At 61.4% G+C, this 18,207-nt stretch carries 17 protein-coding genes; 6 read left to right on the top strand and 11 right to left on the bottom strand.

Annotation, left to right across the window (positions count from 1 at the left end; all coding sequences use genetic code 11):
* Positions 1-35: 35 nt before the first annotated feature.
* Positions 36-431, top strand: coding sequence for a VOC family protein (locus EFD55_RS01135; protein ID WP_125842170.1), 396 nt, complete (start codon positions 36-38; stop codon positions 429-431).
* A 10-nt stretch (positions 432-441) separates the two neighbouring features.
* Positions 442-2,895: a glycoside hydrolase family 2 protein gene (locus EFD55_RS01130; RefSeq protein WP_125842168.1), complete on the top strand. Its 2,454-nt coding sequence runs from the start codon at positions 442-444 to the stop codon at positions 2,893-2,895.
* Positions 2,896-2,946: 51 nt separating this feature from the next.
* Here EFD55_RS01130 and EFD55_RS01125 read toward each other — a convergent pair whose 3' ends face one another.
* Complete coding sequence (locus EFD55_RS01125) at positions 2,947-3,339, bottom strand: PRC-barrel domain-containing protein (protein ID WP_125842166.1); 393 nt, start codon at positions 3,337-3,339, stop codon at positions 2,947-2,949.
* Between the two features lie 250 nt (positions 3,340-3,589).
* Between EFD55_RS01125 and EFD55_RS01120 the strand changes: the two genes are divergently transcribed.
* Positions 3,590-5,290 (top strand): long-chain fatty acid--CoA ligase, encoded by a 1,701-nt coding sequence (locus EFD55_RS01120; protein ID WP_125842164.1) that lies wholly within the window; start codon positions 3,590-3,592, stop codon positions 5,288-5,290.
* Positions 5,291-5,430: 140 nt separating this feature from the next.
* Positions 5,431-7,056: a glucose-6-phosphate isomerase gene (pgi, locus tag EFD55_RS01115; protein ID WP_125842162.1), complete on the top strand. Its 1,626-nt coding sequence runs from the start codon at positions 5,431-5,433 to the stop codon at positions 7,054-7,056.
* Between the two features lie 212 nt (positions 7,057-7,268).
* Here the strand turns inward: pgi and EFD55_RS01110 are convergent, their stop codons facing one another.
* The 3 genes from EFD55_RS01110 to EFD55_RS01100 all read right to left on the bottom strand — a co-directional run bounded on the left by EFD55_RS01110 (position 7,269) and on the right by EFD55_RS01100 (position 9,680).
* On the bottom strand, positions 7,269-8,195 hold the full coding sequence (locus EFD55_RS01110; protein WP_125842160.1) for a carbohydrate kinase family protein: 927 nt from the start codon (positions 8,193-8,195) through the stop codon (positions 7,269-7,271).
* A 62-nt stretch (positions 8,196-8,257) separates the two neighbouring features.
* Entirely contained in the window at positions 8,258-8,953 is a 696-nt protein-coding gene (locus EFD55_RS01105; RefSeq protein WP_125842158.1) for an orotate phosphoribosyltransferase, read from the bottom strand.
* 73 nt (positions 8,954-9,026) lie between these two features.
* On the bottom strand, positions 9,027-9,680 hold the full coding sequence (locus tag EFD55_RS01100; RefSeq protein ID WP_125842156.1) for a TetR/AcrR family transcriptional regulator: 654 nt from the start codon (positions 9,678-9,680) through the stop codon (positions 9,027-9,029).
* Positions 9,681-9,781: 101 nt separating this feature from the next.
* Here EFD55_RS01100 and EFD55_RS01095 point away from each other — a divergent pair, with 101 nt between their 5' ends.
* Both EFD55_RS01095 and EFD55_RS01090 read left to right on the top strand, forming a co-directional pair.
* Entirely contained in the window at positions 9,782-10,606 is an 825-nt protein-coding gene (locus tag EFD55_RS01095; protein ID WP_125842154.1) for an NmrA family NAD(P)-binding protein, read from the top strand.
* Positions 10,594-11,091, top strand: a complete 498-nt coding sequence (locus EFD55_RS01090) for an anthrone oxygenase family protein (protein WP_376774084.1) — start codon at positions 10,594-10,596, stop codon at positions 11,089-11,091. Before EFD55_RS01095 ends, EFD55_RS01090 begins: the two co-directional genes overlap by 13 nt.
* 87 nt (positions 11,092-11,178) lie before the next feature.
* Here the strand turns inward: EFD55_RS01090 and EFD55_RS01085 are convergent, their stop codons facing one another.
* The 7 genes from EFD55_RS01085 to EFD55_RS01055 all read right to left on the bottom strand — a co-directional run bounded on the left by EFD55_RS01085 (position 11,179) and on the right by EFD55_RS01055 (position 18,167).
* Complete coding sequence (locus EFD55_RS01085; RefSeq protein ID WP_125842150.1) at positions 11,179-11,715, bottom strand: glyoxalase superfamily protein; 537 nt, start codon at positions 11,713-11,715, stop codon at positions 11,179-11,181.
* Positions 11,716-11,904: 189 nt separating this feature from the next.
* Positions 11,905-13,083, bottom strand: a complete 1,179-nt coding sequence (locus tag EFD55_RS01080; RefSeq protein WP_125842148.1) for a GGDEF domain-containing protein — start codon at positions 13,081-13,083, stop codon at positions 11,905-11,907.
* A gap of 216 nt (positions 13,084-13,299) precedes the next feature.
* Positions 13,300-14,340 (bottom strand): dihydroorotase, encoded by a 1,041-nt coding sequence (gene pyrC, locus EFD55_RS01075; RefSeq protein ID WP_125842145.1) that lies wholly within the window; start codon positions 14,338-14,340, stop codon positions 13,300-13,302.
* Positions 14,341-14,516: 176 nt separating this feature from the next.
* Positions 14,517-15,149 (bottom strand): nucleoside triphosphate hydrolase, encoded by a 633-nt coding sequence (locus EFD55_RS01070; protein ID WP_125842143.1) that lies wholly within the window; start codon positions 15,147-15,149, stop codon positions 14,517-14,519.
* Positions 15,146-15,928 carry an ATP-binding cassette domain-containing protein gene (locus tag EFD55_RS01065; RefSeq protein WP_125842141.1) on the bottom strand — a complete coding sequence of 261 codons (783 nt, stop codon included), beginning with the start codon at positions 15,926-15,928 and terminating at the stop codon, positions 15,146-15,148. Before EFD55_RS01065 ends, EFD55_RS01070 begins: the two co-directional genes overlap by 4 nt.
* Positions 15,929-15,930: 2 nt before the next feature.
* Positions 15,931-16,995, bottom strand: coding sequence for an ABC transporter permease (locus tag EFD55_RS01060; RefSeq protein ID WP_125842139.1), 1,065 nt, complete (start codon positions 16,993-16,995; stop codon positions 15,931-15,933).
* Between the two features lie 152 nt (positions 16,996-17,147).
* Positions 17,148-18,167: a sugar ABC transporter substrate-binding protein gene (locus tag EFD55_RS01055; RefSeq protein ID WP_125842137.1), complete on the bottom strand. Its 1,020-nt coding sequence runs from the start codon at positions 18,165-18,167 to the stop codon at positions 17,148-17,150.
* Positions 18,168-18,207: the final 40 nt, after the last annotated feature.

Below are 18,207 nucleotides of genomic sequence, written 5' to 3'. Positions count from 1 at the left end.
CAAGATTGCGGTGATCGATGCAATGGGAGGCCGCCTTGGCGAAGATGATCCACTCCATGATCCGCGTTCTCGACGAGGCGCGTTCCGTCGAATTCTACAGCAAGGCATTCGGCCTTTCGGTCGCCGACCGCGTCGATTTCGATACCTTTACGCTGATCTATTTGAGCAATGCCGAGACTGGCTTTGAGCTGGAACTGACCGTCAACAAGGGCCGGACCGAGCCTTATGGCCTCGGCAATGCCTATGGCCATCTCGCGCTCTCCGTCGAAGAGGTGGCGGTCGAACGCGAGCGGCTGTCGAAACTTGGGCTCAAGCCGGGCGAGCTGGTCGAACTCAACCGAGACGGCAAGCTCTTCGGCCTGTTCTTCTTCGTCAGCGATCCCGACGGGTACAAGATCGAGGTGCTGCAGCGCCACGGCCGGTTTCTCTGAGGCACCCGGCATGATCGAGAAGACCGCGCTCAATTCCGGCTGGATGCTTTCCTGCAACGATACAGCAAGGCCCAGCCTGCCCTCCGCCATTCCCGCGACGGTGCCAGGTTGCGTGCATCTCGACCTTCTCGCCAACCGGCAGATCCCCGATCCCTACATCGACGTTAACGAGATCACCAATGACTGGATCGGCAGGACGGACTGGACCTATCGCTGCAGCTTCGAGGCGGTGCCTGACGATGGCAGGGTGCAGGAATTCGTCTTCGACGGGCTCGATACGATCGCGATCATTACCCTCAACGGCGAAGAGATCGGCCGCACCTTCAACATGCATCGCACCTACCGCTTCGACGTGTCGGGACTGCTGAGGGCCGGGGCAAACGAACTCGCGGTGATCTTCCACTCGGCCTACGCCTATGGCGCCGAGATGGAGAAATATTACGGCTACCGTCCCAACAACTATCCGGGACCAGGCAATCTGATGCGCAAGATGGCCTGCAATTTCGGCTGGGACTGGGGCCCGACGCTGGTGACGGCAGGCCTCTGGAAGCCCGTGCGGCTGGAAAGCTGGGATCGGGCGCGGCTTGCGGAAACACGGGTATCGGCAACGCTTGCCGGCGGCGACGGGTTGGTGACGGTGCATGCCCGGTTGGCGCGGCATGGCGACAGGACGCCGTGCCGGCTGGTCGCCGAGATCGGCGGCGTGACGACGACGGTGGCGATTGGCGGTGACGAGGACGAGGTCGCCTTCGAGCTTGCCCTCCCCTCGCCGCAGCTCTGGTGGCCGCACCATCTCGGTGCACAGCCGCTCTATCCGATGACGCTGAGGCTGATCGACGAGGCCAGCGGAGATCTGCTCGACAGCTTCAAGCGCGAACTCGGTTTCCGCTCGTTGCGGCTCGATACCTCGCCCGACGCGCATGGCTCCGCCTTCACCTTCATCATCAACGACGTGCCGCTCTTCATCTGCGGAGCGAACTGGATCCCCGACGATTGCTTCCCCTCGCGCGTGACGGCCGAGCGCTATGCCGCGCGGATCGAGGAGGCGAAGAACGCCAATATCCACATGCTGCGCGTCTGGGGCGGCGGTATCTTCGAGCGCGACGAATTCTACGAGGCCTGCGACCGGGCCGGCATGCTGGTCTGGCAGGATTTCCTCTTTGCCTGCGCCGCCTACCCAGAGGAGGAGCCGCTCAGAAGCGAGGTCGAGGCGGAAGTGCGCGACAATGTCGTGCGGCTGATGCCGCACGCCTCGCTGGTCCTCTGGAACGGCAACAACGAAAACATCTGGGGCTTCGACGAATGGGGTTGGCGGCCGATCATCAAGGCGGGCGAAAGCTGGGGGCTCGGCTACTATCTCGACCTGCTGCCCCAGCTCTGCGCTGAGCTCGACCCCGACCGGCCCTATTATCCCGGCAGTCCCTATTCCGGCTCGATGGAGATCGAACCGAATGCCGACGCGCATGGCTGCAAACATATCTGGGACGTGTGGAACGATGTCGGCTACGAAGTCTACCGCAATTATATTCCACGCTTCTGCTCCGAATTCGGCTGGCAGGCGCCGGCCGCCTGGGCGACGATCACTGAAAGCGTGCATGATGCGCCGCTGACGCCGCAATCGAACGGCGTCTTCCACCATCAGAAGGCAACGCAGGGCAATGACAAGCTGATCCGCGGCCTGTCCGGGCATCTGCCGGAGCCGCAAACGATGGACGACTGGCACTTCGCCACCCAGCTCAATCAGGCCCGCGCCATCCGCTTCGGCGTCGAGCACATGCGCTCGCATCGGGATATCTGCAAAGGGGCGGTGGTCTGGCAGTTCAACGATTGCTGGCCGGTGACCTCATGGGCCGCCCTCGATTCGGCCGGGCGCCGCAAGCCGCTCTGGTATGCGCTGAAGGCAGCCTATGATCCGCGCCTGCTGACGATCCAGCCGCGCAACGGCGGGCTTGCGGCGGTGGCGGTCAACGAGAGGACGCTGTTCTGGCGGGCGAAGATCAGCGGCAGGCGCATGAAGCTTGATGGCACCATGCTTGCGGAGTTCGAATTCTGGAGACTGCTCTGCGACCGTTTCGAGGCAAAGGAATTTCCGCTGCCCGAGGATATCGTAAACCCTGACTTACCAAGGGATGAGGTGATCGTCGTCCAGATGCTGGACAGGCGCGCCTTCCATTATTTCGTCGAGGATATCGAACTCAATCTGCCGGCGCCGCGGCTGATGATCGATGTCACGGAGATCGATGGCGGGTATGCGGTCGAGGTGACGGCCCAGAATTTCCTCAAGGAGCTTTGCCTGATGGCGGATCGACTCGACCCGGATGCCGTCGTCGATTCAATGCTGGTGACGCTGTTGCCGGGAGATAGCCATGTCTTCGAGATCAAGACGACAAAGGCGATCGTCGTACAAGACATTACCATCGGCACCGTGCTGCGATCGGCCAACGATCTCGTCGCCAAACACTAAAAAGGCCCCGCATCCAGCGGGGCCCTTCCAGCTCGGTCCATCGGACGATGGTTACATCCAGTAGGGCGGCACGCCGTAGTAATCATAGACCCGGCGGCCATTATCGTTGTACCAGGTGTCATCATCGTCCGAATAGCTCGGGGCGCCTTCGATCTGCTCCTTGGTAAGGTCGATGCGATAGCCGTCCAGCTTGGTGTCGTAATTTAGCTTTTCCCAAGGCAGCGGATAGTGATCGTGCCCGATGCCGAGGAAGCCGCCGAAGCTCAGCACGGCATAGGCTACGCGGCCGTCGCGTTTGCCAATGATCAGGCGTTCGATCGAGCCGATATGCCTGCCATCGGACCCATAAACGCGGGTGCCCTCGACGCGGTCGCTGGCGATCAGCGAATGCTTGCCCTTGACATCCTCGTCGCGGCGGGTGGCGTCGGTATCCTCGTTCAACATTGTGCACCTCCTTTTTGGTGTTCCTCATAGCTGGTATGGATGATCAACTCCATGGCAGACTCAAAGTTCCCTGCCCTCGCCACTATCGTGCGGCGGCGAATGTTGACGTTTACGTCAAGGTTAGTATAGCTTCAATCTCGGCTTGAACCGTTCAGGCAAAGGCATAAGCTGCCGGACTGAAAGATGGAGGATCCTTCAGTCGATTCCCGGCAACGCGCCGGTGCGGCGGCCTCAAGGGAGAGAGGACACGATGAACAGCATTTCCGTCCATCCGCACGGAGACAAGCCGGGCAAACCTTGGCTTGCCAGCTATCCCGACATCATTCCGGCCGAGCTCCCGCCGCTGGAACATGCCTCGCTTGCCGAACTCCTCGAAAAATCCTGCGCCCGTTACGCCGACCGCACCGCCTTTTCCAGCATGGGCAAGGCGATGAGCTACCGCGAACTGGAGTGCCAGACGCGCAAGATCGCCGCCTGGCTGCAAAGCATCGGCCTTGAGAAGGGCGACCGTGTCGCGGTGATGATGCCGAATGTGCTGCAGAACCCGGTTGCGACCTATGCCATCCTGCGCGCAGGCCTTGTCGTCGTCAACGTCAACCCGCTCTATACGCGGCGCGAGCTCGAACACCAGTTGCGGGATTCCGGCGCCAAGGCGATCTTCGTGCTGGAGAATTTCGCCCGCACGGTGGAGCAGGTCCTCAACAAGACGGACCTGCGTCATGTGGTCGTCACCTCGCTCGGTGAAATGCTGGGACCAAAAGGGCTGATCGTCAATTTCGCCGTGCGTAAGGTGAAAAAACTCGTTCCCTCCTGGTCGATCCCTCAGCATAAGAGCTTCGGCCGGGTGCTGCGCGAAGGTGCTGCAAAGAAGCTCCAGCCGGTCGCGCTTGCAGGCGGCGACATCGCGTTCCTGCAATATACCGGCGGCACGACAGGCGTTGCCAAGGGCGCGGTGCTGACGCATCGCAACCTGCTCGCCAACAAGATGCAGCTGTCGCTCTGGCTCCGATCGGCTTTCGGGCGCAAGAAAGAGCCGGAGGTACTGAATTTCCTCTGCGCCCTGCCGCTCTACCACATCTTCGCGCTGACGGTGAATTCGCTGATGGGCATGTCGCTCGGGGCGCATAACATCCTGATCGCCAATCCGCGCGACATTCCCGGCCTCGTCAAGGAGTTCGGAAAGTCCGATGTGCATATCTTCCCCGGCCTCAACACGCTGTTCAATGCGCTGATGAACAATGCCGATTTCGCCAAGCTCGACTTCTCCCCGCTCATCATGTCGCTCGGCGGCGGCATGGCTGTGCAGCGCCCGGTCGCCGACCGTTGGCTAAAGATAACAGGCACGGCGATAACGGAGGGCTACGGCCTGTCCGAGACATCGCCTGTCGCCACCGCCAACCGCTTCGATTCACCCGAGTTCACCGGCACGATCGGCTTGCCAATACCCTCCACCGAACTCGATATCCGCGACGAGAATGGCAATTCGCTGCCATCAGGCGAGGTTGGCGAGATCTGCATCCGCGGGCCGCAGGTGATGGCCGGCTATTGGCAGAAGCCGGAGGAAACCGCGTGCGTGATGACGGCCGACGGCTATTTCCGCTCGGGCGACATGGGCTTCATGGACGAACGCGGCTATACCAAGATCGTCGACCGTAAGAAGGACATGATCCTCGTCTCGGGCTTCAACGTCTATCCGAACGAAATCGAGGAAGTCGCCGCAATGCATGCCGGCATCCTCGAAGCCGCCGCGATCGGCGTGCCGGATGGGCATTCCGGCGAGGCTGTGAAGCTCTTCGTCGTCAGGAAGGATCCGAACCTGACGGAAGCGGAGGTGAAAGCCCATTGCATCGCCAACCTCACCAATTACAAGCGCCCGCGCTTCATCGAGTTTCGCACCGAACTGCCGAAGTCGCCTGTTGGTAAGATCCTGCGCAAGGACCTGCGCGGCTGAATTTGACGGTCTCATGAAATTGACAGCCATCCGCTTGCCGCGGGTGGCTTTTTTCATATTTCGATTGGCAGCTGAACTTGATTTGCCCCCGATAAAGCGAATAGTTTCCGCAACCCTTTCCGCCTCCAGAGGAGCCTCCCATGAACGCCATCGTCGAACAGCTGAAAAGCACCGCTGATGCCACCAAGGCGACCGATATCCGCGCCGCATTCGCGGCCGATCCGCAGCGCTTCTCGCGTTTCTCGGTCTCGCTTGACGACCTGTTGATGGATTTTTCCAAGACGGCCGTGAATGACGACATCCTCAAGCTCCTGGTGAAACTCGCCGAAGACGGCGGTGTCGAGAAGAAGCGCGAGGAGATGTTCTCCGGCAAGGCGATCAATTTCACCGAGGATCGCGCCGTTTTGCACACCGCGCTGCGCAACCGGTCCAACACGCCGGTTCTGGTCGACGGCAAGGATGTCATGCCCGACGTCAATGCGGTGCTTGCCGCTATGGGCAAGTTCGCCGACGACATCCGCTCCGGCTCGCTGAAGGGCGCCACCGGCAAGGCGATTACTGATGTCATCAACATCGGCATCGGCGGCTCGGATCTCGGCCCTGTCATGGCGACGCTGGCGCTTGCTCCCTTCCATGACGGACCGCGCGCGCATTTCGTCTCCAATATCGACGGCGCCCATATCGCCGATATTCTGAAACTCGTTCAGCCCGAGACGACACTCTTCATCGTCGCCTCGAAGACCTTCACGACCGTTGAGACGATGACCAATGCGCAGACGGCGCGCAATTTCATCGCCAAGGCGCTCGGCGAAGCGGCCGTGCAGCACCATTTTGCCGCCGTCTCGACGGCGCTCGACAAGGTTGCCACCTTCGGCATCGACAGCGCCCGCGTCTTCGGCTTCTGGGACTGGGTCGGCGGCCGCTACTCGATCTGGTCGGCGATCGGCCTGCCGCTGATGATCGCGGTCGGCCCGGAGAATTTCGGCAAGTTCCTCGATGGCGCACATGCCGTCGACAATCATTTCCGTAAGGCGCCGATTACCGAAAACCTGCCGATGCTGCTCGGCCTGATTGGCTTCTACCATCGCAATGTGCTGGGTTATCCCACCCGCGCCATCCTGCCCTATGACCAGCGCCTGTCGCGCTTCCCGGCCTATCTGCAGCAGCTCGACATGGAATCGAACGGCAAGGGTGTCACCATCGACGGCACGCCGGTCGAAGGCAATTCCGGCCCCGTCGTCTGGGGCGAACCCGGCACCAATGGCCAGCATGCCTTCTACCAGCTGATTCATCAGGGCACGAGCATCATCCCGGCCGAATTCATGATCGCTGCCAACGCCTTCGAGCCGGAGCTTCGCCACCAGCACCAGCTTTTGATCTCCAACGTTCTCGCCCAGTCGGAAGCGCTGATGAAGGGCCGCACCTTCGCGGAAGCCAAGAAGCAGCTGACCGACAAGGGCATGGACGACAAGAAGGCCGATTTCATCGCGCCGCATCGCGTCTTTACCGGCAACCGCCCGTCGATCACCTTCGTCTACGACAAGCTGACGCCCTATGCTCTCGGCCGCCTGATCGCGCTTTATGAGCACCGAGTCTTCGTCGAAGGCGTGCTCTTCCGCATCAACTCCTTCGACCAGTGGGGCGTCGAACTCGGCAAGGAACTGGCGACGGGCCTGCTGCCCGTTGTCGAAGGCAAGCAGAGTGCGGCTTCGCATGACTCTTCGACGCAGGGCCTGGTAGCTGCGCTGGCGAAGCTTGCGAAATAGGCGTTGAGGAATTGGCTCGCTTGCCCCTCACCCTAACCCTCTCCCCGTAAACGGGGCGAGGGGACTTGCCACACGAGACGCAGGCTGGGGACGGAAAGGGCGCGGCATGTCCCTTCTCCCCGCAAGCGGGGGTCCGAAGGACGGGTCGAGACACGTGGCTCCACCTCGGTCGGTGGCGGCAGCCGGATGAGGGGCAGGAGCTGACTTAAGTCTTAAAGCCCAATCTCTTTTGCCCAAGGCGGGTTGGCGCCAGCACGCGACACGGTGACGGCCGCAGCCTTCGCCCCAAGTGCCAAAGCATTGCGCAATGCCTTCTCGTCGAGCGAGGCGACCTGAGCCTTGGTCAGCAGACCATCGATCTTCAGCGAGGCCAGCACGCCGGCATCGAAGGTATCGCCGGCGCCGACCGTATCGACGACCACGACGCGCTGGCTCGGTACCGTCACCTTACGGTCTTTCGTGTAGCCGGAGGCGCCTTCGGCACCCTTGGTGATGACGACGAGCTTGGCGCCGTGGGCCAGCCAGTGGGCGGCCAGCGCATCATGGTCGCCTTCCAGGCCGAACCATTCGAGGTCCTCGTCGGAGAATTTCACGATGTCGGACTTGGCGGCCATGCGCTTGATGCGGGCCATGTGCGCCGGCTTGTCCTTGATGAAGCCGGGGCGGATGTTCGGATCAAGCGAGATGACGCGGCTTGCGGCTTCGCGGTCGAGAAGCGCTTCGTAAGTTTCGCCGCAGGGGCTCGGGATCAGGCTGATCGCCCCGAAATGCAGCGCCTCGCAATCGTCACCGAGATCAGGCAGGTCGGCCTCGGTGATCATGCGGCCGGCCGTACCCTCATCGTAAAAGGCATAGGTCGCCTGGCCGTTCACCAGCTTGACGAAGGCGATGGTCGAGGGACGCTGCGTGATGGCGCAATAGCTGTAATTGACATTGCTTGCCTTCAGCGTCTCGAGCAGGATTTCGCCCATCATGTCATCGGCAATGCCGGTGAAGAAAGCCGTGGGAATGCCGAGACGGCCGAGCGCGATGGCCGTGTTGAAGATCGCGCCGCCGGCATAGGGCGCAAAGCCCTTTTCGCCTGACGTCGTTTCCCTCGGCAGCATGTCGATCAACGCTTCGCCGCAGCACAAAATCATCGAATTCCTCCCAACAGCACTGACATGTTCTTCAATCGATTAAGCGAGCTTTTGTCAAAAGGCTAGAGCGAAAGCTCACTTACGCCCCCATTCCTTCCCGACCAGGCAAGAGGAGCATCGAGGAAGGCTTCGACTTCAGACAGCGTCTTGTCGTCGAAGAGCTTCCGCTCCTTGGCGATCGCAAGAACTTCGCGCCAGGTGGCGATATGATGGAACTGGACCTTGCCGTTGGCGAAGCGCTGTTGGGCTTCCGCGAAAATACCGTAGAAGAAAAGCGCGATGCCGTGGTCGACGATGCCGCCGGCGGCGCGGACGGCATCGATGAACTTGAACATGCTGCCGCCGGCCGTCGTCAAATCCTCGATGACCAGCACGCGCGAGCCTTCCTTCATCTCGCCCTCGATCTGCGCGTTGCGGCCATGGCCTTTCGGCTGCTTGCGGACATAGATCATCGGCAGGCCGAGGCGATCGGCAAGCAGTGCCGCGAAGGGAATGCCCGCGGTTTCGCCGCCGGCGATACAATCGAACTGTTCGAAGCCAGCGTCGCGCAAGAGGGTGCTGGCGGCAAAATCCATCACGGTCGAGCGGATCCGCGGGAAGGACAGAAGCTTGCGGCAGTCGATATAAACCGGGCTGATGATGCCTGAGGCATATTTGTAGGGCGTCTCGGCGTTGAAGTGCACCGCCTTGATCTCCCAAAGCATCCTTGCCAGCAGCTCTGCCATGACGGCGCGGTCGGGAAACGTGGTCTGGATCATGCGGCTCTCCTTCGGCTGACGTTAAAGCGGCAATAGCAGCAAGAGCGCCCGGTTTCCAGACGGAAGACGGATGTCAGCCCAGCAGCCGATCGATATCGGCAACCTGCATCTTCTTGAAGAGCGCGATTGCCCGCGCGCCTTCTTCCTCGTCAAGCGAAACCGCATAGCGGACGGCGGCCGCAAGCAGCTGCATCGTCAGCCGGGCGATGGCCAGAAGCTCGGCCTCGGCCCGGGCCGGCCACAACCGTTGTAACACCGAAAGCAGTGCCTGTGCGTGGAATTCCATGTCCTCGGCATCTACCTCCTGAAGAAGCTTGTCCGTATGGGTCGCATGCCAAATATCACGCATGACGGGTTCGCGGCGAAAGAAGGCATAATATTCATCGGCGATGACGCAGAGTGCGGTGCGCAGATTTTCAGTGTCCCTCACCTTCTCCAATTCCGCCTCCACGCATTGCCTGCCCTGCTCGTTGAAGCGGTCGGCCAATGTCCGGATGATCGAGGTCTTGTCGGGAAAATATTGGTAGAGCGCACCGAAGGAGAGGCCGGCCTTTTCGACGATCTCGCTCATTTTCAAGCCGTCACTGCCATTGCTTTCTATCAGCTCGGCGGCGACGGCGAGGATTTTTTCGAAACGCTCACGGCCACGTTTCTGGCTGGGAATGCGGCGCGGCTGGCCGATATTCTCCTGATTGCGCCTGCGCGTTGCGACCGGCTGTTCCGACACTGTCTGCTCCTTTGGCGGTTGACAAACAAAATAAGAGAGATTATCGCATTTTGCAAATAAGAGACTTTCTCTTGTTTTGAACCCAAGGAAGGAGCTTCGACATGCAGAATTCCGAAATCGTCCTCGTCGGTGGATCGGGAAAGACCGGCGGCCGCATCATGAAACGCCTGGAGGAGCGTGGCCTCGCCGTTCGCGCCGCATCGCGCTCCAGCGCACGTCCCTTCGACTGGGAGGAGAGATCGACCTGGCGCGGCGCGCTCGAGGGCGCATCGAGCGCGTATGTCGCCTTCCAGCCGGATCTCTCCGTCGCATGGGCTGCGGAGGCGATTGGAGCAGTCGCCAGGGTCGCAATGGAATGCCACCTTGACCACATCGTCCTGCTCTCCGGACGCGGCGAAGAGGGCGCTCAGCGGAGCGAGGCGGCCCTGAAAGCGTCCGGCATCGGCCACACCATCCTGCGCGCCTCCTGGTTCTGCCAGAACTTCAGCGAGGGCGCGTTTCTGGAAGAGATCCTTGCCGGCCGGCTGCAATTGCCGGCAGGCGAGATCAAGGAACCCTTCATCGATGCCGAGGACATTGCCGATGCCGCCGTCGCGGCCTTGACCGATCCCAGCCATCGCAACAGGACGTATGAACTGACCGGCCCCCGGGCACTGACATTCCGCGAAGCGGTCGCCGAAATCGCCGCGGCATCGGGACGACCGATCGAATACGAGCAGGTCTCAATGGCTGAATTCACCGCGGGGCTCGCCGCCGCGGGCTTACCCCGCGGACTGATCGACCTTCTGGAGGAGCTTTTCGGCCAAGTGCTCGACGGGCGAAATTCCGGCACCATGAGCGGCATCACCGATATTCTCGGCCGTCCCGCCACCGATTTCAGCCACTATGCCCGCCGCACCGCGGCAACCGGAATATGGAGCGCCTGACCATGCAGATCCTTCTCGTCATATGCCTCGCCGCTGCCGCTGTCGGCAGCGGCCTCGTGGCCGGCATTTTCTTCGCCTTCTCGACCTTCGTCATGACCGCCTTTTCGAGGATTCCGGCGGAACAGGGTATTGCCGCGATGAACTCGATCAATGTGACGATCGTCCGCTCGCCCTTCATGGTGCTCTTCGTGCCGACGGCGATCCTCTGCATCGTCATCGCCGTGCTGTCGACCATCAACTGGCGCGGCGGGGCATCTTCGCTGATGTTGGGAGGCGCGGCACTCTATGTCGTCGCCTCGTTCCTCTCGACCATCGTCTTCAACGTGCCGATGAACGATGCGCTCGCGAAGGTGAGCGGCAACGCGCCGGAAACGGTGGCACTCTGGACCACCTATCTCAGGGACTGGACTTGGTGGAACCATGTGAGGACCATCGCCTCGCTGCTCTCCTCGGTCGCCTTCGTTCGTGCGCTGATGCTGATCTGAAAAGGGCGGAGGGAATGCCCTCCGCCCTTCCTTTGTTTTCATGCAATTTCGGACGCAGAACCGCTGCACAGTTTTGCTGGAATTGCTTTAGTCCTGCTCGCAGAAAGTAATGCGGTTGTTGAAGGGGTCAATGACGCCCATTTCGAAGCCCCAGGGCGCTTCCTCGATACCCGGGTTCATATAGCGGTAGTTCTTGGCGGCGAGTTCGGCCTGGTAGGCGCGCACATCCTTCACCCGCACGAAAATGCCGGCGCCGGGGCTGGCATCGCCGGAATGCTCGCTCAGATGTAATTGCATGCTTTCACGCGAGACCTGACAATAAAGCGGGGAGTTCTCGCCGAAACGGTGCTCCCAATCGAGCGTGAAGCCCAGGAAGCCGCAATAAAATTCCATGGCTTTTTCGACCGAGAAGATGCGGAAGATCGGCACGGGTGGGTCGATGCCTATAGCCGATTTTACGCCTTCGGCATCATTCAGTTTTGCGGAGAGAATATTCCACTGATCGAAGCCGAATTGTCTGGCGACAATCTCCAGGGTTTCGCTGTGGGTGAGGGAAATATCGCGGTCAGCAAGCGCCTGACGCAGGGTTTTTGCCATAAGCTTGGCGTCGCGAAAATCGCGCATGATGTCATCCTTCCGTTGGCGGCAAACAGGACGATCAGTGCCCGCGTCTGCTGACCCGTTCGCCATCAATCGCCAAACGGCAAGGGATGTGAAGGATATTCCTGGATGCATTCACCATAACGCCTGGGCGTCGCGGGGCGGCTGGCTGCATCCGGCCGATGGTGACGTTAAGAGAGGATCCGCCGGGAATCAAGATGCCGTGCGCGATGCCGCGGCTGGGATCGCCTGCAGGTGGCCGGCAAGCTCGACGCGATTACGGCCGGCGCGCTTGGCGGCGTAGAGCGCCTTGTCGGCGGCACTCAGCATTGCCTCGAAATCCAGGGGCTTCGAGCGGCCGGGCGCCACGCCGACGCTGACCGTGCATGTCAGCACCTCGTCGTCGATATGGATCTCGCGGGATTCGAACGCCCTGCGGATGCGCTCGGCCGCAAGTTCGGCACGGCCGGGCATGATCTCCTTTAGCACCAGAGCGAATTCCTCGCCGCCGAGCCGGGCGGCGGTATCGCCAGTGCGGCAATGGGTGGCAAGCTCGCCGGCGAAGACCTTGAGCACGCCGTCACCGGCAGCATGGCCAAAGCGGTCATTGACGGATTTGAAATGATCGATATCGAAGACAATAACGGCGGTCGTTGTCCCCATCGGGCGTGTGCCGTATTCGTCGAAGAGCGCCCGGCGGTTGAGCAGGCCGGTCAGCGAATCCGTGATCGCCTCGAGGCGATGGCGGGCGGCGAGCCGCCACTGATGCAGCGCCAGCGACAGCGCGCCGATCCCGGTCATCCCGGCGATGCAGACGGCAAGGCTCAGATCCTCCGCCCAGTTGCTCGGTGCCTTTCCCAGCACCAGCTTTCCGTCTGATATCAATACGGCGGCGCACAGGACAAAGGAGATCGCGGTCAGCGTATAAAGCGCGGTGATGCCAAGCAGCGGCGCCGGCGCCTCGGCACGGGCGAGCCAATATTGCCGGGCGGTGGCAAAGAGCAGAAGAGCGATGGCCAGATTGTCGGCGATGAACGCCAGACCGTCATAACCTGACAGCATCGGCACGATGGAGAAGACCATCGCTGCAAGCGCGCGGATCGCAATGGCCGGCACCGACAGGCGGCCGGCGAGGAACTGTTTGCCGGCGCCCCAGATGGTGGCGAAACCGGCATGAAATAGCACGAAATTGGCCACACCCAGCCATGTCTCCGGGCTATTCACGTAGGCGCTATAGACGAAAATGCCGCTGACGACGAGGACAAGGCCGATGGTGGCGGTCAGCAGCACCGTTTCATCGCGGCGGACCAGCCAACTGCCCATCAACGTCACGGCGAGGCATGCCGCCGAAACGCCGAGCGCCAATAAGAGGGAGTTATAGTCAAGCATCATGCTTTTCAGTCTCCGCAGCAATTCAAAGTGCTGCAGCGTCCTGTGCGTGTCTGAAAAGACGCGCGGGATGCTGGCAGCTTATGGGGCCCGCACAAGGAATGTCTTATGCATCCGTTAAAAAATGATGCACCGCACAACGCAAATGTTACGCGTTTAACGTCGCGCCGGGACTTAAGATGAATATTCTATTTAAAATTGAAAACGCTGAAGTGATACCTATCCCACCACCCGCCAATGCAAGGGAAACATCGGATCGAAGACCGTCACCGGCCCGGCCCCGGTTTCTATCTTGGCGGGAAAGACGACCAGCTCGGCCTGCCTTGTCAGCGTGATGCGTTCCTCGTTCGGCGGCAGGCCATACCAGGCCGGTCCATTCAGCGAGGCGAAGGCTTCGAGCCTGTCCAGTGCACCCTCTTGCTCAAACACATGAGCAAGGCAGCTCATCGTATTGATCGACGTGTAAATGCCGGCGCAGCCGCAGGCGCATTCCTTCAGCGGATCGACGTGCGGAGCGGAATCGGTGCCGAGGAAGAAACGAGCGTCGCCGCTGGTCGCGGCTGCGCGCAAGGCCAGCCGGTGGCTCTCACGCTTGGCGACCGGCAGGCAGTAATAATGCGGGCGTATGCCGCCGACGAGAATGGCGTTGCGGTTGATGATCAGATGATGGGTGGTGATGGAGCCGGCGAGATTGCCCTTGGCAGCCTTGATGTAATCGATACCATCCGATGTCGTCACATGCTCCATCGTCACCTTCAGCTCGGGCAGGCGCTGCCGCAGCGGATCGAGCACGGTCTCGATGAAGACGGCCTCGCGGTCGAAGATATCGACTTCAGGCGTCGTCACCTCGCCGTGGACGCAGAGCGGCAGGCCGATCTCAGCCATGCGCTCCAGCACCGGCATCGCCTTTTCCATGTCGCGCACTCCGCCATGCGAATTGGTCGTGGCGCCGGCGGGATAAAGCTTGACGGCGGTGATGAGGCCGCTCCTTGCGCCCTCCTCCACATCGTCGGGGCTCGTATGCTCGGTGAGATAAAGCGTCATCAGCGGCTGGAAGCGATGACCGTTCGGCAAAGCCTTTAGGATGCGGTCGCGATAGGCCGTCGCGTCGGCTGACGTGACGACGGGCGGCACGAGATTGGGCATGATGATGGCGCGGGCGAAGGTGCGGCTCGTATCGGCGATCACGCCTTCCAGCATGGCGCCGTCGCGCAGATGCAGGTGCCAGTCGTCGGGACGGCGGATGGTGATCGATTGCATGGCAGGCCTCCGAAGCGATGCGTCTGCGGCCTCGATAGCACTAAAGCGCACCGCATTGAAATTGATTCATGCGACGCGCTTTAGGTCTTTGTTTGACGCATGTCGTCATCCCAAAACCGCTGCACACTTTTGGGCGACATTCATTATCTCTGTGTGTGAAAACTATCGCCGCGGCATCACGCCAGCGCGATCTCCAGCGTCATATCGGCCGGGCGGCGATTTTCGAGGATCAAACGGCCATTCGGCAGATCGTTGCCGTAGACCTTGGCGCTCGCCTCTTCCTCGCTGAGCTTATAGCCGCGCCAGCGATCCCAGAGACGCTCTTCCAGCACCTCCAACGGCGGGGCAAGCATGATCGTGTAATCGAAAATGCCGTCGAGTTCCGCCCATTTGCCCTGGGTGAAGAGCAGATAGTTACCCTCGATGATGATGAAACGATCCCTGGGATCGATCGGCCGGGCCGAGGCGATCGCGAGTTCGCGCGACCGGTCGAAGACCGGAACGAGGACTTCCTGGTCGGCGGGACGGACGGCGCGGACGATATCGAGGAAGCCGCGGACGTCGAAGGTCTCGGGAATACCCTTGCGGGCAAGCAGACCGCGTTCGATCAGGATGGCGTTGTCCATGTGGAAGCCGTCCATAGGCAGCACGGCGGCAGTCTCGCCCTTCGCCTTCAGCGCCGTTGCCAGATTATCGGCCATGGTCGATTTGCCGGAACCCGGCGGCCCGGCGATGGCAATCAGGAAACGCCTGGCACCGCCGGCGCGGTCAAGCACCTCGCCGGCGATTTCGTCGATGCGTGCGCTCATGCAGCGACGGGCTCCGTCGGCACCGCCTTGGCGCCGGTCATGAAGGCGACCGCGTCGGACATGGTGTATTCCTTCGGATCGATCACCGTCAGCCGCCGGCCGAGACGGTGAATATGGATCCGGTCGGCCACCTCGAAGACATGCGGCATGTTGTGGGAGATCAGCACGATCGGCAGGCCGCGGGCGCGCACGTCGAGGATCAGTTCCAGCACGCGGCGGCTTTCCTTGACGCCGAGCGCCGCCGTCGGTTCGTCCATGATGATGACCTTCGACCCGAAGGCGGCGGCGCGAGCCACCGCAACACCCTGGCGCTGACCGCCGGAGAGCGTCTCCACGGCCTGGTTGATGTTCTGGATGGTCATCAGGCCGAGTTCGGAAAGCTTGTCGCGCGCCAGCTTTTCCATAGCCGGCCGATCGAGCATGCGGAACAACGAACCCAAGGGACCGGGTTTGCGGATCTCGCGGCCGAGGAACATGTTGTCGGCAATCGACAGCGCCGGCGAAAGGGCGAGGTTCTGGTAAACCGTTTCGATGCCGGCCTCGCGGGCCTCCATCGGCGACCTGAACTGTACCTGCCGGCCCTCCAGCGTGATCACCCCTTCATCAGGAGTGACAGCGCCGGAGATCGCCTTGATGAGCGAGGACTTGCCGGCGCCGTTATCGCCGATGACGGCGAGGATTTCACCCGGATAGAGGTCGAAATCGGCATTATCGAGCGCGGTCACGCGGCCATACCGCTTAACGAGACCGCGGGCGGTGAGAAGGGGTTCGCGAGCCATGGTTACACCGAAACCTTTCTGATCCACTGGTCGATGCCGACGGCGGCGATGATCAGCACGCCCGTCAAAAGGACTTTCCATTGCGGGTCGGCGCCAAGCATGTTGAGGCCCATCGACACAACGCCGACGATCATCGCGCCGAAGAGGGTGCCGAGAATCGAGCCGCGGCCGCCGAAGAGCGAGATGCCGCCGATCACGGTCGCAGTGATCGCCTGGAGGTTATAATCGGTGACCGCAGAGGACGGCGAGATCGAGCCGTTGCGGCCGATGGAGACCCAGGCGGCGAAGGCAGCGATCACTCCCGATATGGTGTAGACGGTCAGCAGCACCTTCTTGGTCTGAATACCGGAGAGCTTGGCCGCCTCCGGATCGTCGCCGACCGCATAGACATGCCGACCCCAGGCCGTGTGATTGAGGACGTACCAGAGCAAGAGGACGAGCAACACCATGGCAACCACGCCGAGCGTCAGAACGGCGCTGCCGAGCTTGAAGTTCGCGGCGAAAAGATGCAGCAGCGGCGCCTGTTCGTCGACGTCGGTGTCGCGGATCGTCTCGTTGGCGGAATAAATGAAATTCGTCGCCATGACGATATTCCAGGTGCCGAGCGTGACGATGAAGGGCGGCAGCTTCATGAAGGCGACGAGGGCGCCGTTCAGCAATCCGCAAAGGCCACCGACGACAAGCCCGGCGACCACTGCGATCGGCGTCGGTATGCCGTAGGTGATGGCGACATTGCCCATGATGACGGCCGAGATCACCATGATGACGCCGATCGAAAGATCGATGCCGGCGGTCAGGATGACCAGTGTCTGGGCAGCGCCTAGAATACCGACGACAGCGATCTGCTGCAGGATCAGCGTCAGCGTGTATGAAGAGAAGAAGCGCCCGGGAAGCGCGATCCCGAAGATGATGATCGCCAGCAGCAGCACGATCAGCGGCACGGCGGCCGGCGTCGAGTGCAGAAAATGCTGAATCCGCTTTATCAGCGAGACTTTCTGGTGCTCGAAGGACGCGACATTCTTGTCGCTGCCGTCGAGGACGCGTTCGAATTCCTGTGCTCCGGTCATTGTTCCTCCTCCGCATCCGCGCGCCGAACTCGCGCGGAGGCCGTCACCCTTGTTGATCCGTTCGTTGCTTAGCCGGTGGGGCGACGACACATCGTCCGTCCAAAACGGCCGGGGATCAAGCCCCGGCCGTTCTCTCTTTCAAAAGATTGGGCTCAGCCCCAGCACTTGGCAGTGCCTTCCTTGGTATCGATCGACTTGAGGCCGGAGACCGGCTTGTCGGTGACGAGCGAGACACCGGTGTCGAAGAAGGACTTGCCTTCAGTCGGCTTCGGCTTTTCGCCGCTATCGGCGAACTTCTTGATCGCCTCGATACCGAGCGACGCCATCAGCAGCGGATACTGCTGCGAGGTGGCGCCGATGACGCCTTCCTTGACCGACTTGACGCCCGGGCAACCGCCGTCGACCGAGACGATCAGCACGTTCTTTTCCATGCCGACGGCCTTCAGCGCCTGATAGGCGCCGACGGCGGCCGGCTCGTTGATCGTGTGGATGACGTTGATGCTCGGATCCTTCTGCAGAAGGTTTTCCATGGCCTTGCGGCCCCCTTCCTCGTTGCCGTTGGTCACGTCATGGCCGACGATGCGCTTGTCGTCTTCGTCGCCGATCTTGTTCGGGTTCTTCGGGTCGATGCCGAAGCCGATCATGAAGCCCTGGTCGCGCAGAACGTCGACCGTCGGCTGCGACGGCGTCAGGTCGAGGAAGCCGACCTTGGCGTCCTTGGCCTTGTCGCCGAGCGTTTCCTTGGCCCACTGGCCGATCAGCTTGCCGGCGAGCAGGTTGTCGGTGGCGAAGGTGGCGTCGGCGGCATCTGCCGGCTCGAGCGGCGTGTCGAGAGCGATGACCAGCACACCGGCATCACGTGCCTTCTTGACCGAAGAGACGATGCCCTTGGTGTCGGAAGCTGTGAGCAGGATGCCCTTTGCGCCGTCGGCAATGCAGCTTTCGATCGCCGCAACCTGGCTTTCGCTGTCACCATCGACCTTGCCAGCATAGGACTTCAGCGAAACGCCGAGTTCCTTGGCCTTGGCCGTCGCACCTTCCTTCATCTTGACGAAGAAAGGGTTGGTGTCGGTCTTGGTGATGAGGCAGGCGGAAACGTCAGCCGCCATCGCCGGAGCGGAAAAAGCGACACCGAGCGCGAGCGCGCCGAAAGCGAGAACTGATTTCTTCATGGACTCCTCCCAGAGTTTGCCGGCACCGCCCCTGCGGTCC

The sequence above is a fragment of the Rhizobium pisi genome, from assembly GCF_003938655.1.
Lineage (GTDB): Bacteria > Pseudomonadota > Alphaproteobacteria > Rhizobiales > Rhizobiaceae > Rhizobium > Rhizobium pisi.
This window is presented reverse-complemented; position numbering and strand designations above follow the sequence as displayed.

Bases quoted from the DNA above. Each gene is read 5' to 3' on its own strand.
- EFD55_RS01130 (WP_125842168.1), top strand. From the start codon at position 442: ATGATCGAGAAGACCGCGCTCAATTCCGGCTGGATGCTTTCCTGCAAC.
- EFD55_RS01125 (WP_125842166.1), bottom strand. From the start codon at position 3,339: ATGTTGAACGAGGATACCGACGCCACCCGCCGCGACGAGGATGTCAAG.
- EFD55_RS01120 (WP_125842164.1), top strand. From the start codon at position 3,590: ATGAACAGCATTTCCGTCCATCCGCACGGAGACAAGCCGGGCAAACCT.
- pgi (WP_125842162.1), top strand. From the start codon at position 5,431: ATGAACGCCATCGTCGAACAGCTGAAAAGCACCGCTGATGCCACCAAG.
- EFD55_RS01110 (WP_125842160.1), bottom strand. From the start codon at position 8,195: ATGATTTTGTGCTGCGGCGAAGCGTTGATCGACATGCTGCCGAGGGAA.
- EFD55_RS01105 (WP_125842158.1), bottom strand. From the start codon at position 8,953: ATGATCCAGACCACGTTTCCCGACCGCGCCGTCATGGCAGAGCTGCTG.
- EFD55_RS01095 (WP_125842154.1), top strand. From the start codon at position 9,782: ATGCAGAATTCCGAAATCGTCCTCGTCGGTGGATCGGGAAAGACCGGC.
- EFD55_RS01090 (WP_376774084.1), top strand. From the start codon at position 10,594: ATGGAGCGCCTGACCATGCAGATCCTTCTCGTCATATGCCTCGCCGCT.
- EFD55_RS01085 (WP_125842150.1), bottom strand. From the start codon at position 11,715: ATGCGCGATTTTCGCGACGCCAAGCTTATGGCAAAAACCCTGCGTCAG.
- EFD55_RS01080 (WP_125842148.1), bottom strand. From the start codon at position 13,083: ATGATGCTTGACTATAACTCCCTCTTATTGGCGCTCGGCGTTTCGGCG.
- pyrC (WP_125842145.1), bottom strand. From the start codon at position 14,340: ATGCAATCGATCACCATCCGCCGTCCCGACGACTGGCACCTGCATCTG.
- EFD55_RS01070 (WP_125842143.1), bottom strand. From the start codon at position 15,149: ATGAGCGCACGCATCGACGAAATCGCCGGCGAGGTGCTTGACCGCGCC.
- EFD55_RS01065 (WP_125842141.1), bottom strand. From the start codon at position 15,928: ATGGCTCGCGAACCCCTTCTCACCGCCCGCGGTCTCGTTAAGCGGTAT.
- EFD55_RS01060 (WP_125842139.1), bottom strand. From the start codon at position 16,995: ATGACCGGAGCACAGGAATTCGAACGCGTCCTCGACGGCAGCGACAAG.
- EFD55_RS01055 (WP_125842137.1), bottom strand. From the start codon at position 18,167: ATGAAGAAATCAGTTCTCGCTTTCGGCGCGCTCGCGCTCGGTGTCGCT.